10 protein-coding genes are annotated in these 12,860 nt (G+C 63.2%); 3 read left to right on the top strand and 7 right to left on the bottom strand.

The window, feature by feature from the left end:
- Positions 1-9 precede the first annotated feature (9 nt).
- From FO013_RS07110 to FO013_RS07135, 6 genes are all read right to left on the bottom strand, one after another.
- The gene (locus tag FO013_RS07110; protein ID WP_143921847.1) at positions 10-654 is read right to left on the bottom strand and encodes a TetR/AcrR family transcriptional regulator; all 645 of its coding nucleotides are present in this window, start codon (positions 652-654) and stop codon (positions 10-12) included.
- 90 nt (positions 655-744) lie between these two features.
- Positions 745-2,961: a DNA primase gene (dnaG, locus tag FO013_RS07115; RefSeq protein WP_143921848.1), complete on the bottom strand. Its 2,217-nt coding sequence runs from the start codon at positions 2,959-2,961 to the stop codon at positions 745-747.
- Positions 2,962-2,964: 3 nt separating this feature from the next.
- On the bottom strand, positions 2,965-4,272 hold the full coding sequence (locus FO013_RS07120) for a deoxyguanosinetriphosphate triphosphohydrolase (protein WP_143921849.1): 1,308 nt from the start codon (positions 4,270-4,272) through the stop codon (positions 2,965-2,967).
- Between the two features lie 2 nt (positions 4,273-4,274).
- Positions 4,275-5,465 (bottom strand): tRNA dihydrouridine synthase DusB, encoded by a 1,191-nt coding sequence (gene dusB, locus FO013_RS07125; protein ID WP_143921850.1) that lies wholly within the window; start codon positions 5,463-5,465, stop codon positions 4,275-4,277.
- A 57-nt stretch (positions 5,466-5,522) separates the two neighbouring features.
- Positions 5,523-7,175, bottom strand: coding sequence for an ATP-binding cassette domain-containing protein (locus FO013_RS07130; protein ID WP_143921851.1), 1,653 nt, complete (start codon positions 7,173-7,175; stop codon positions 5,523-5,525).
- Between the two features lie 171 nt (positions 7,176-7,346).
- A complete protein-coding gene (locus FO013_RS07135; RefSeq protein ID WP_143921852.1) occupies positions 7,347-7,895 on the bottom strand; it encodes a helix-turn-helix domain-containing protein in 549 nt (182 codons plus the stop codon).
- Positions 7,896-7,973: 78 nt separating this feature from the next.
- Between FO013_RS07135 and FO013_RS07140 the strand changes: the two genes are divergently transcribed.
- Positions 7,974-9,362, top strand: a complete 1,389-nt coding sequence (locus FO013_RS07140) for an L-lactate permease (protein WP_143921853.1) — start codon at positions 7,974-7,976, stop codon at positions 9,360-9,362.
- 34 nt (positions 9,363-9,396) lie between these two features.
- On the opposite strand, the gene FO013_RS07145 is transcribed toward FO013_RS07140, so the two are convergent.
- Positions 9,397-10,725 (bottom strand): M24 family metallopeptidase, encoded by a 1,329-nt coding sequence (locus FO013_RS07145; protein WP_186293010.1) that lies wholly within the window; start codon positions 10,723-10,725, stop codon positions 9,397-9,399.
- Between the two features lie 192 nt (positions 10,726-10,917).
- Between FO013_RS07145 and FO013_RS07150 the strand changes: the two genes are divergently transcribed.
- Positions 10,918-11,403 (top strand): Lrp/AsnC family transcriptional regulator, encoded by a 486-nt coding sequence (locus FO013_RS07150; protein ID WP_096167274.1) that lies wholly within the window; start codon positions 10,918-10,920, stop codon positions 11,401-11,403.
- The gene (locus FO013_RS07155; protein WP_143921854.1) at positions 11,400-12,791 is read left to right on the top strand and encodes an aspartate aminotransferase family protein; all 1,392 of its coding nucleotides are present in this window, start codon (positions 11,400-11,402) and stop codon (positions 12,789-12,791) included. Before FO013_RS07150 ends, FO013_RS07155 begins: the two co-directional genes overlap by 4 nt.
- Positions 12,792-12,860 lie beyond the last annotated feature (69 nt).

The raw sequence follows: 12,860 nt of genomic DNA on the forward strand, positions 1-12,860 counted from the left end.
CAGCCTTTGTCATAGTCGGTCCAGAACCTTGAGGAAGAGTCCCAATGATTCTTCGAAGAGTGGTTGCGTGCCGGACTTCTCGTCAATGCGCTCGGGTGAGCGCTTGAGCGTCTGGCCAGCGTGATTCAGGGGTACCCGGCACAGTTGGGTGAGCATCCTGGCGCTGCGCCAGGCCGATTCTTCGGTGGAGAACTCCTGCCCCAGGAAGCGCAGGCGCGCCAACACGTGTGCGGCCACGAGCTCTTCAAGAGCCTCGGCCCGATCGAAGCGCTTGCTGACCAACTCCGGATAGCGGGCGAACAGTTTCCTGCGCCGGGCCGGCAGGCTGGGATCCATCGAACCCATGAGCAGCACTTCGCGGACGAAACGGGCAGTGTCCTCGGCTAGATCCTCCACCCCTGAATCAGAGTGGACGTAGTCATCAACCAACTTGGCGTCGATATTGGACTCGTCGAGTCCGACGATGGCGTCTTCCTTCGTCGCGTAGTAGTTGAAGAAGGTTCTTGTGGATACGCCGACGTCGGCGGCGATGTTCGCCACCGTCGCGCATTCGAGCCCCTCATCGAGAACCCGAGTGATTGCCGCGTCATGCAGCGCATGACGAGTCTGACGCGCCTTCTTGGCGCGGAGGGATTCGGGTTCGGATTCACGCATGAGACTATTTTTGCATCTCATGCAACTTTACACCAACTGCAAAATTGCAATTGTGCACTATTTCACGTTCTCAGGCGAGAACCGCCACCTTCACATCAGTGTCTTCAACCGTGCCCTGTGCTGCTCGAGAACCTGCAGCTGCCCCAGAAGCGTCGTCTGCGCATCGGTGTCCGTTGTGTCCTGGCGCTGCAGCCGTGAGTGCAGCTCCTTGGCGATCCGTTCGAGGTCGTAGTCGAAGAGGCGGGCCACGATGCCTCTGGCGAATCCCTCCGCGCTGACACCGTCTGCCACCGGTAAGGGAGACACGAGCAGCTGCATGACATAGGGCCTGAGGTCCTCGTCGCTGGCTGCGAGGACGGCTTCCGCCCAGCGCGTGGCGTCGGCGGATCCGACTGAGTTCACACCTCCGGCTGACTTCAGTCCTCCGGCAGCCTTGATCGCGGACTGAATCCGGCGATAGCCCGGGTGCTCGAAGGCTCGGGCAGACAGGGAGTCGAAGAGCTTGGCATTGACGAACTCGGGATGCTGCAGCGCCACCATCAGGGCTCCCTTCTCCGTCTTCAGGCGAGCGGGGCTGATCGGGGCCGACAGGTTCGACACGTCTGGGCGCTCATCGTAGACGTATTCGATGGCGGTGTCGTCCTTGCCGGCGACTCCCCCTGCGGAGCCGGGTGCTGGTTGCCCTTGCGCCTGCGCTCCGAGCGCCGGTCCTGGCGCCTGCGCTCCGGGCGCCTGCTGCCCTGGCCGGGCCTGCTCCGGTGCCGATTGGTTCTGCTTCCACGCGACAGACTGACCCTGCGATCCGTTCATCTGCGTCTGCTGCGCGCCGGAGGGAACCCGCTGAGCTCCGGGCGGTCCCTGAGCCAGTCCGGGCGGTGCCTGAGCCGGTCCGGGCGGTGCCTGAGCCGGTCCGGGCGGAGTCTCCTGCAGGGCCTGCGGTGATCCGCCCTGAGTCTGACGAGACGGGTGAGGCTGCGATTTCTTCGGCCTCTTTCGGGCATCCCTGACCGCGGATTCCACCTCGTCGATGTCGACGCCGATGCGGCCGGCGACAAAGCGATAGTAGTGGCTGAGGCTGTTGCGATCACGAATGTCGGTCAGAAGCTCGGCACTGGCCTTGACTGCAGCGATCCTGCCCTCGACCGAGTCGAGGTCGTAGCGAGAGATCGCGGTGGTGATGACGAATTCGAAGAGCGGTTTGCGCCCGTCGATGAGTTCGCGCAGCGCACCGTCGCCCTTCGCCATCCGCAGGTCACAGGGGTCGAGCCCGTCTGGTTCGACTGCGACGAAGGTCTGGGCGGTGAACTCACTCTCGAACTCGAAGGCCCGCAGTGCAGCTTTCTGTCCGGCTGCGTCTCCGTCGAAGGTGAAGATCACCTGTCCCGTCGGGTCGTCGCCGAGCAGTCGCCTCACGATCTTCACATGCTCGGGCCCGAAAGCCGTTCCACATGTGGCCACCGCCTGCGTGACTCCAGCCAGGTGTGCGGCCATGACATCTGTATAGCCCTCGACGATGACCACGCGCTTAGTCTTCGCGATGTACTTCTTGGCCAGATCCAGACCGTAGAGCACCTGATTCTTGTGATAAAGGGCTGTTTCCGGAGTATTCAGATACTTCGGACCCTGGTCGTCGTCGAACAGGCGCCTGGCCCCGAAACCGATGGTCCGCGAGGTCATGTCCTTGATGGGCCAGACGACCCTGCCCCGGAAACGGTCGTAGATGCCGCGGCCACCCTCACTGGCCAAGCCTCCGGCGAGAATCTCCTCCTCGCTGAAACCGGCTCGCTTGAGCTGGCTGGTCAGCGAATCCCAGGACTTGGGTGCGAAGCCGAGACCGAATTCCCGGCTCGAGCTGCTGGGGAAGCCACGGCCCTCGAGGAACTCCCGACCGATCTGCCCCTGCTCGCCTTCCAACGACTGGGTGAAGAAGCGCTGCGCGACCTCGTGCATCTCCAGCAGCCGCTGGCGCCGGCTGGCCTGCTCACGATCGGGCCCCTTGCCGTCTTCATAACGCAGATGCATCCCGATCTTGCTGGCCAGAGATTCGACGGTTTCGACGAAGCTGAGCTGCTCGATCTTCTGCAGGAAAGCGAAGACGTCGCCTGACTCACCACAGCCGAAGCAGTGGTACATCCCGACCTGAGGACGAACGGTGAACGACGGGGTCTTCTCATCATGGAAGGGGCAGAGGCCCTTGAGCGAGCCGATTCCAGCGGTCTTGAGCGTGACGAACTCGCCCACCACCTCGTCGATGCGGGTTCGACTTCGAAGCTCGTCGATGTCCTCGCGTCTGATCAGTCCGGCCATGGTCTAGAGACGATCCTCCGCCCCTGCTTTGAGCTGGTGGTACAGGGCCCAGGCGGAATGATCGGTCAGAGATGCGATCTGATCGACGACGACACGCAGCCTGGCCGCATCGTCGGCGGCCTCGAAGTAATCGGCCCTGAACATCGGCTCGAGGTTGGTCGGCGACTCGGAGTACCACTGGGACAGCTCGGTGATGACGGCGGACTGGATGTCATGGAGACGCAGACGATCCTCGGCGACCATCACCGTCAGCGTCGCCATTCCCTTGAGAACGGCGATCTCGACAGCCGTAGGTTCGGGGACCACGAGGGCGGCTGCGTAACGAGACAAGGGCTCCCAACCGTACTCCTCACGGGTTGCGGCCTCCGCTGCACCGACGAACCGTCCGATGAGCTGACTCGTCATGTGCTTGAGTGCCGCTTGGGCCTGCCTGGATCCGTCATAGGTCTCCGAAGGCCAGTATGCTGCGGCCTGCAGCCTCGACAGAGCCTTGTCCATCTCCTCATCGCTCGTGGTCGGCAGATACCACTTCCGGGTGATGTCGAAGAGCTCTCCGCGGCGGTTCGCGGCAGCGAAGTCTCCCAGGTGCAGATGGCCGCCGGCGATCGCGTCTTCGACGTCGTGGACGGAGTAGGAGATGTCATCGGCGAGGTCCATCACCTGAGCTTCGATGCATCGTTTTCCGTTCTCGATCCCGTCGCGGTAGAAGTCGAAGACTCCTCTGTCGTCGTCGTAGACGCCGAACTTCCTGACACCGGAGTCACGCCGACCGACGGATGCCTCGCTCCGCGACCACGGGTATTTGGTCAGCGCGTCGAGGCTCGCGCGTGTCAGATTGAGCCCGGCCGGGCGACCGTCATCGGCAATCACCTTCGGTTCGATCCGGGTGACCAGACGCAAGGTCTGCGCATTGCCCTCGAATCCGCCGATGTCGATGCACAGTGCGTCGAGAATGGTCTCACCGTGGTGACCGAACGGTGGGTGGCCGAGGTCATGGCTGAGGCAGGCGGTGTCGACGATATCGGGGTCGCAGCCGAGGTAGCGGGCGAGTTCGCGTCCGACCTGGGCGACCTCGAGGGAATGCGTGAGCCGAGTACGGACGAAATCGTCAGTGCCTGGTTCGACGACCTGAGTCTTGGCGCCGAGTCGGCGCAGACCCGCGGAGTGCAGAACCCGTGCCCGGTCGCGCTGAAACGCCGAGCGGCGTGGATTCTTCGCCGGTTCGCTCACCCATCGTTCCTCGTCCCATGGCGTGTAGGTCGCCACGGTCCCCGAGCGCACCGATGTGCGTGGGTGAGATTCGAATGGCATTGTCATCCTCCCGAGATGTCGAGTTCCGCCTCGGAGAGCAGAGACTTCCCGCTGACATCGAAGACGCGGGAGTCGAGCCACCCTTCGGGCAGATGCGGCTTCTTCGGGCGGGTGGTCCGCCCCCGGGAGCCTTCCGCATCCGTACCAGGATACGGTGCGTTCTGATCGAGTTGGGCCAACAGCCCCTCGAGCTCTTCGAGCGAAGAGACCATCGCCAGCTGACGACGCAGGTCTCCCCCGACCGGATAGCCCTTGAAGTACCAGGCGATGTGTTTACGCAGGTCACGGACTCCGTAGAATTCGTCCTCGTAGTATTCGGCGAGGTATTCACCGTGCTTGTAGACGGCGCGTGCAACCTCGGCGAGGCCGGGTCGGAAGCGCTCATCGCTGCCGTTGAGTGCATTGGCGAGGTCACCGAACAGCCAGGGCCGACCCTGGCATCCTCGGCCGATGACGACTCCGTCGCATCCCGTGCGGCGCATCATCTCAAGTGCATCCTCTGCCGCGAAGATGTCACCGTTGCCCAGAACCGGAACGGTGTCGCCGAGGTGGTCCTTGAGTCGGGCGATGGCGTCCCAGTCGGCCTGGCCGGAGTACAGGTCCGCCGCGGATCGACCGTGGAGGGCAATCGCTGCCACTCCCGCATTGCGGGCCGTCTCGCCGGCGTCGAGGAAGGTCTGATGGTCTTTGTCGATGCCTTTGCGCATCTTCACTGTCAGAGGGATGCCGCCGCGGTCCGCCTCGGTCACGGCCGTGGTGACGATGGCCTTGAACAGGTCCTTCTTCCAGGGCAGGGCCGAGCCCCCGCCCTTCCTGGTGACTTTGGGCACGGGACAGCCGAAGTTGAGATCGATGTGGTCGGCGCGGTCTTCGTCCACGAGCATCCGCACGGCCTGCCCGATCGTCTCCGGGTCGACGCCGTAGAGCTGCACCGAGCGCGGGGTCTCATACGGCTCATGCTGGATGATCCGCATGCTCTTGGGACTGCGTTCGACAAGCGCCCTTGACGTCACCATCTCAGTCACATAGAGACCGGCTCCGTACTCGCGGCACAGGCGACGGAAGGCGGTGTTGGTGATTCCCGCCATCGGTGCCAGCACCACCGGCGAGGACAGCTCGATGGGGCCGATGCGCAGAGGCTCGACGGTGGCTGGGGATGCGGATTCTGGGGCAGGGCTGATGACACTCACCATGCCATTATCCCCGTGCCGTCAAATGATGGAACACCTGCACAAGCAGATGCCGCCGACTCACGATCGTGCATATGGCCCCTCCGTCTCTTTCTCAGCCCTGTCCGCTTCAACCTGTTCCTGGGCCAGAAATTCCCGGATGTCCCATTCGACGTCGAGATGCAGCTCCTCGGCGAGACGATCATCGTGGGTGACCACGATCATGGATCCGCCGAATCCGTCCAGGGCGGTCACGAGTGCGGTCAGCGATGACAGATCCAGGTTGTTGCCCGGCTCGTCGAGTACGAGCAGCTGCGGAGCGGGGTCCTGGAGCAGACTCGTCGCCAGTGCGACACGGAACCGCTCCCCTCCCGACAGGGTCGAGCAGAGCTGATCGGTCCGGCCCGCTCGCAGCCCCATCGCAGCCAATACCTCGTGGACGCGGTGCGGGCCGAGACTGGGGTTGTTCTCCCTCACCGCCTCCATGACGGTCAGTGTCGGCGGCAGCCTGTACTGCTGGTCGAGGATGCCGATCGGGACCGAAACTGTGATCGACATGTTCGGAAACAGCTCGTGTATCGGCGCACCTGTGTCGTGTCTGCCGGCGATTGCGGTCAGCAACGTCGACTTCCCGGAGCCGTTGGCGCCGGTCAGCCTGATGCGCTCGGGTCCGACCACCGTGCGCGGCTGGTCCAGCACTCCCCTGGAGATGTCGAGTACTCGCTTACCGGAATGGATCGAGGTCTCCGGCAGATCCAGGCGAATGCTCGAGTCCCTGCGCAGGGCGTCCTTGGCAGAGCGAACAGAGGAGCGGGCCTGCTCCTCGTCGGCGGCTTTGTCTCCTCGACGCTTCGCTGCGCTCTTCTGGGCGAAGTCCGTCAAACCGTTCATGACGATCTTCGGTCGACGTTTGTTCTCCTTGTCCTTGGCCGCCTTTCGGTCGGATCGGGCCAGTTTCGTCTCGAGTTCGATGCGCTGGCGCTTCTCGATCGCCAGGGCCTTCTTGGCATCGACGACGTCGGCGAGCTTCGCCTCCTCCTCGGCCGCGACCATGGCCTCGTAGTCGTCGAAGTCTCCTCCGTACACCCGCAGTTGGTCGGTCATCTCGACGATCGCCGAGACCGTCGACAGAAGTGCGCGGTCGTGCGAGATCACCAGGGTCGGTCCGATCCTGTCCTTGAGCAGAGCGGCCAGGCGTCGACGCCCTGCCCCGTCGAGGTTGTTGCTGGGTTCGTCGAGGATCAGCCACCGGTCGCCAGCCAGCGCGGCTCTGGCCAAACCGATGCGCATGGCCTGACCTCCCGAGAAGGTGGACAGCCGGCGGTCCAGGGCAGCGGCGTCGAGCCTGAGACCGAGATCGGCCAGAGCACTCAGCGCCCGCTCTTCGATGTCCCAGTCATCACCGATGACGTCGAAGTCATCGGGTTGGGCCTGCCCGGCCAGGGCCTTCGTCAGTGCAGTCCTGACGGGGGCGATTCCCAGCGCCGAGGCGACGCTGTCCTCGGTGTGCGGCAGCAGCTGATCGATGTAGACGGCCCCCTCGGCACCGGTGATGTTCCCGGCAGTGGGCCTGAGCAGACCGGCGATGGTCCTGGCGAGAGTGGATTTGCCGACCCCATTGTCGCCGACCAGGCCAACGGTGGCAGCAGGGATCGTGGCGCTCAGCGATGTGAAGATCTCGGTGTCGTCGCCGAGGCGGTAGCCGAGATCGGAGATGGATACGGCAGCAGTCATGTGTGTCCTCATTTCGTGCACAGAAGTGCGATGCGGGTCCGTTGCACCCGCGTGATGCGGAAATGAGGAACTACTTCACGAAGTGACTGTCTTTCGCCGGGAATGGATCAGCACCAGGATGCCCGAGGTCGGTTCGTTTCGTCAAGGGCGCCTTCAGACCCTTCTGCCGTCTCAGACGATGATGAGCATGAGTTCCGCCGGCTCGTCACCCGGGTTGGACAGCTGATGGGGAACATCGCCCGGCGCCTGCGCACAGTCTCCCGCTCGCAGAGTCGTCCGGCGATCGATGGTGACGATTTCGATCGTGCCGGCGAGGACGAAGAAGGACTCACGTGAGCCGCTGCGGTGGGCCGCGAACGACGCGGTTTCGCAGTGCGGATCGAGTTTGTAGTGGACGACCTCCATATTCTGCTGCGGCGCGGGAAGATCTCGCCGCAGGGTGCCCCTGCCGTATCCGCTGTGGGCAGGGATGGAGCTGCTCGGGGCGATGACCACCTCCGGTGGGGCAAGGAGCTCTCCCACATCGACGCCGAGTGCCCGGGAGAGGCCCATGGCGTTCGAGACCGACGTGTCCTGTTCGCCGCGTTCGATCTTCGACAGTGCCGCCCGGGAGATTCCAGCACGGAGTGCGAGTTCGTTGAGCGTCAGGTCGTTGTACTTGCGGCGGGCTCTGATCCGCGCGCCGAATACTCGGGCTCCGAGGTCCTCTGTGTTCGCCATTGTGACATCATAGTTTATTCTTGAATAGTAGAGTGAGTTCCATCAATATAAACTTATTCACATGATGGAACTTCTCATATGACTCCACTGCTGGCGCTTGCCCCCATTATGCTCGCCATCGCCCTGCTCATCCTCAAGCGCAGTTCGTGGATCTCCGCCGCAGCCGGGGTCATCGCCGCCGGTCTTGCAGTCATCTTCTTCTTTCCGACACCTATATCGGTTCTGCTCGAATCCGGGGCGGACTACTTCCCCCTCGTTCTCGAAGTCGCCCTCATCCTCCTCTTCGGCATGGTCCTCGCTCGTCTGCTTGAAGCGTCAGGCTCGATGGGCGAAATCTCCGCCTGGGTCGAATCGGCGGCACCCAGTCGACCACTCGGGGTGGCCCTCGTCGTCTTCGGCCTCGTCCCATTCGCCGAATCTGTCACCGGCTTCGGCATCGGGGTGACTATCGGAGTCCCCGTTCTCCGACTGCTCGGCTGTTCGCTGCGTCAATCGGCGATCCTCGGACTCCTGGGACTCATCGCCGTACCCTGGGGCGCACTCGGCCCCGGGACCACGGTCGCTGCCGCACTCACCGGCGTCAACGTAGACGATCTCGGTGTGGCAACAGCGTGGATCAATGCGATACCGGTGATCATCGTGGCCATTTCGGTGATCCTCGTCATGCGACCCGGACTGACCTCCTGCCTCGGAATCGGCGCCGCTGCAGCCCTCCTGTGGGCAGGCATCCTCGCCGCGAACATCCTGGTCGGCATGGCCCCGGCCGGCATCATCGGCTCACTCCTCGTCATCGCTGCGATGGGCGCCCTCTTCATCATCCGCCGCCGCAGAACCGGCTTCACTCACAGATTGGGCCTGGCGGTCCTGCCTTACACCACTCTCACCGTGGGCCTGCTCATCGCACGCACGCTGCAGTCGGCGTTCCCTTCGCTGCTGACTCAGATCGTTGCCTCTCCCCCGTTCTGGCTGGCCGCCGCCTGTGTGATCGCCGCACTCAGAGTCACCTCTCGCAGCAGTGTCACGGTGTCCGCTGTCCGCTCCTGGCTGCCCATCGGCGCCGGAACTGCCGCGTTCATGCTCATGGGATGGATCATGACGACAACCGGTATGAGCGCAGCCATCGGGACGCTTGTGCCCGCCGGACTCGTCCTCTTCACACCTTGGCTGACGGCGATCGGAGCCGTAGTCACCGGCTCGAACACCGGCGCAAATTCGATGTTCACCGGCACCATCGACGCGGTTGCGACATCGTCCCACGTTCCATCCCTGCCCGTGGTGGCAGCAGGCAACGCCGCCGCCTCGCTCGCAGCACTGGCTGCCCCTCCACGTGTGGCGATGTCGGTCCAGATGGCTGAACCTTCGGCGCCCGCCTCGGCGAATGACATCGCCTGGGTTCAGGGTCGGGCCCTGGCTGTAGCCGGAGTCAACGCGGTGGCGCTCGGTCTCTGGATCCAGTTCATGGCCTGAGATCCAGAACGATCTGCCGCCGCCGAGGTGGTTGTCAGACCCGGATCAGCTCACGCGGGAATGCGGTGAATGTGTCACACCCGGTATCGGTGATGAGAATGGACTCGGACAGCTCATAGCCGTACCCGTTCATCCACATTCCGCAGATGAGGTGGAAGGTCATTCCCGCCTCGAGGAACTGATCGTCCTCGGTCCTGATCGAGATCGTGCGCTCGCCCCAATCGGGCGGATAGCCGATTCCGATTGAGTACCCCAGACGGCTCGGCTTCTCCAGGCCCGCCAGCGCCAGCACCCGATTCCAGGTCCGGGCGAGCTCAGCGGTGGCCACCTCAGGTGCGGCGACCTCGAGTACAGCGGACAGCGCCTCGGCGACGACACCTTCGAGACGAATGAGCTCCTGCTTCGGCTTTCCTACCACGGCAGTCCGAGCCAAGGGCACGTGGTATCGGCGGTGGACGCCGGCAAGCTCAATGCTCACAGACTCATCGTCGATGAACTTGCGGTCCGTCCAGCTCAGGTGCGGAGTATCGGCGCTCTCCCCCGTGGGCAGCAGCGGAACGATGGCCGGATAGTCACCCCAGGAGCTGCCGCGTCCGCGAGCCTGCGCAGCCGCGATCTCCGCCGCCACCTCGTTCTGCGCGATACCGACCCCGATGGTCCCCAGTGCCGCGTTCATCGACTCCGTGGTCACCTCGGCGGCATTGCGCATCAGCGCCACCTCGGACGGAGACTTGATCGCCCTGATCCAGTTGACCAGCTCGAAGGAGTCGACGAGCCTCCACTCAGGCACGCCGTTGACCAGCGATCGGAAAGCTCGCGGCGAGAAGAAGTGCGAGTCCATCTCGACGCCGACCGGCGATGAGGACGCCCGTGCGACCTCCCAACGCTGCCGGAGGGCGAAGGCCACCCAGTCGAACGGGTGGATGTGGGGTCTCTGCACATAGCGTTCGGGATATCCGACGATATCCTCGGGCGGCAGCCACGAGGTGTGCGCAGCTCCCCTGGCGTCCATGTCCCTCAGAAACAGTGTGAGCGGTCCCGCGGCCGGGACGAACAGCAGCTGCGGGGTATAGAAGGACCAGGCGTTGTAGCCGGTCAGATAGTAGACGTTCGCCGGATCAGTGACGATGAGCGCAGACAGTCCCTGATCGACCATCCGATTGCGCACCGAGGCGATGCGCCCCAAGTACTCATCCGGGGAGAACCACAGATTGTTCGCGCCGATCGTGTCGACCTCGCCTGGCCGCGGCTGTGGGCGAGCTCTGACTTCTTGTCCTGCCCGGCCCTGCCGGGCACCGGGCCGCATTCCCTGCACATCCGGCCGGTTGTCTTCTCCGGCGTAGAACAGCTCACCCTCATTCATGATTACAGTGTGGTGAGCCGCATCACACCGTGTCAATCACTGCGACACGCGTGTTGTCGCGCGTAGAAACGCACATTCATGACGAATCCAGAATCAATCTTTTTCGGATTCGACGGAATTCGCACGCCAGGATGCGCATTCCGACTGAATTGATGATAGATTGTGCTGAGACCCAAATCACGGAGGTGAGGAATGGCCCACTTGATGCCGAGCGGAAGCAGTCACCGCCTGGGCAATCTCGACGAGAAATCGAAAGCGATCATCGTCGAGCTGCAGCACGATGGACGCAAGTCATATTCGGCCATCGGCAAGTCTGTCGGGCTGTCCGAAGCCGCAGTCCGTCAGCGGGTCTCCAGGCTCATCGATTCCGGCGTGATGGAAATCGTCGCCGTGACCGATCCCTTGAGTCTGGGCTTCGCCCGACAGGCCATGGTGGGAGTCAAGGTTCGGGGCGATATCTCCAAGGTCGCCGACAGACTTCACGGATACGACGAGATCGACTATCTCGTCGTCACCGCAGGGTCGTTCGACATCCTGGTCGAGATCGTCTGCGAATCGGATCGCCACCTGATCGAATTCGTCAACCAAGAGCTCCGCTCGATCGACGCAGTCGTGGACACGGAGCTCTTCATGTACCTCTCACTCGAAAAGCAAAAATACAATTGGGGGACGCGATGACAGAGAATGTCACCAGAGCTGGCACCGGCTATCAGGATGCCATCCGCAACAACGTGTGGATGCACATGGCTCCGCACCAGTCACTGTTCAACGGTGGTGAAGCACCGATCATCACCCGTGGCGAGGGCCACCACATCTTCGACGACAAGGGCAATAAGTACCTTGACGGCCTGGCTGGACTGTTCACAGTCCAGGTTGGCCACGGTCGCGAGGAGATCGCGAAGGCGATGTACGATCAGGCGCTGAAGCTGCCGTTCATGCCGCTGTGGTCCTTCGCCCATCCGCAGGCCATCGAGGTCTCAGAGCGCCTGGCCAGCTACGCTCCCGGCGACCTCAACCGCGTCTTCCTGACCTCCGGCGGCGGTGATTCGGTCGAGTCCGCGATGAAGCTGGCGAAGAACTACTTCAAGATCACCGGCAAGCCGGGCAAGCACAAGATCATTTCGCGCGCCACCGCCTACCACGGCACGCCGCACGGCGCCCTGTCCGTGACCTCTCTGCCGGATCTGCGTGAACAGTTCGCGCCCCTGGTACCTGGTGCGATCAAGGTGCCCAACACGAACTTCTACCGTTCGCCGCAGCCTTACGCCCACGATGAGAAGGCCTTCGGCCGCTGGGCAGCCGACCGCATCGCCGAAGCCATCGAGTTCGAAGGCGCCGATTCGGTTGCGGCCGTATTCCTCGAGCCGGTGCAGAACTCCGGCGGCTGCTTCCCACCGCCACCCGGATACTTCGATCGGGTGCGTGAGATCTGCGACGAGTACGACGTGCTCATGGTCTCCGATGAGACCATCTGCGCCTACGGTCGCATCGGCGACATGTTCGCCTGCAACGACTTCGGCTACGTCCCCGACATCATCACCAGCGCCAAGGGCATCACCTCAGGGTATGCTCCGCTGGGTGCGATGGTCGCCTCGGATCGCCTGTTCGAGCCCTTCGGCCCCGGTGGCGAGGAGACCTTCTACCACGGCTACACCTTCGGCGGTCATCCCGTCGCCTGTGCCGCCGCGATGGCAAACTTCGACGTGTTCGAGAAGGAGAAGCTCAACGACCACGTCCACGAGAACGCTGCCGCGTTCAAGTTCACGCTCGAAAAGCTCAAGGACCTGCCGATCGTCGGTGACGTTCGCGGTGAGGGCTTCTTCTACGGCATCGAACTCGTCAAGGATCGCGACACCAAGGAGTCCTTCACCGAGGAGGAGTCGGAGCGCATCCTCAAGAACTTCGTGTCCGCGAAGATGTATGAAAACGGCCTGTACTGCCGCGCCGATGACCGTGGGGACCCAGTCATCCAGCTCTCGCCTCCCCTGACCGTGGGTCAGAAGGAGTTCGACGAGATGGAGCAGATCATCCGCGGCGTCCTCTCGGAAGCCTGGACGAAGCTCTGATCGCAGCCTGAAGCTCGCTCGCATGGAAACTGCCCCGATTCCTCTTTGAGGAGTCGGGGCAGTTTCATA

This window comes from Brevibacterium aurantiacum, assembly GCF_007558825.1.
GTDB classification, from domain to species: Bacteria; Actinomycetota; Actinomycetes; order Actinomycetales; family Brevibacteriaceae; genus Brevibacterium; species Brevibacterium aurantiacum_A.

Coding starts and splice junctions, on each gene's coding strand:
- dusB (WP_143921850.1), bottom strand. CDS start 5,465: ATGGTGAGTGTCATCAGCCCTGCCCCAGAATCCGCATCCCCAGCCACC.
- FO013_RS07145 (WP_186293010.1), bottom strand. CDS start 10,725: ATGAATGAGGGTGAGCTGTTCTACGCCGGAGAAGACAACCGGCCGGAT.
- FO013_RS07150 (WP_096167274.1), top strand. CDS start 10,918: ATGGCCCACTTGATGCCGAGCGGAAGCAGTCACCGCCTGGGCAATCTC.
- FO013_RS07135 (WP_143921852.1), bottom strand. CDS start 7,895: ATGGCGAACACAGAGGACCTCGGAGCCCGAGTATTCGGCGCGCGGATC.
- FO013_RS07120 (WP_143921849.1), bottom strand. CDS start 4,272: ATGCCATTCGAATCTCACCCACGCACATCGGTGCGCTCGGGGACCGTG.
- FO013_RS07140 (WP_143921853.1), top strand. CDS start 7,974: ATGACTCCACTGCTGGCGCTTGCCCCCATTATGCTCGCCATCGCCCTG.
- FO013_RS07155 (WP_143921854.1), top strand. CDS start 11,400: ATGACAGAGAATGTCACCAGAGCTGGCACCGGCTATCAGGATGCCATC.
- FO013_RS07110 (WP_143921847.1), bottom strand. CDS start 654: ATGCGTGAATCCGAACCCGAATCCCTCCGCGCCAAGAAGGCGCGTCAG.
- dnaG (WP_143921848.1), bottom strand. CDS start 2,961: ATGGCCGGACTGATCAGACGCGAGGACATCGACGAGCTTCGAAGTCGA.
- FO013_RS07130 (WP_143921851.1), bottom strand. CDS start 7,175: ATGACTGCTGCCGTATCCATCTCCGATCTCGGCTACCGCCTCGGCGAC.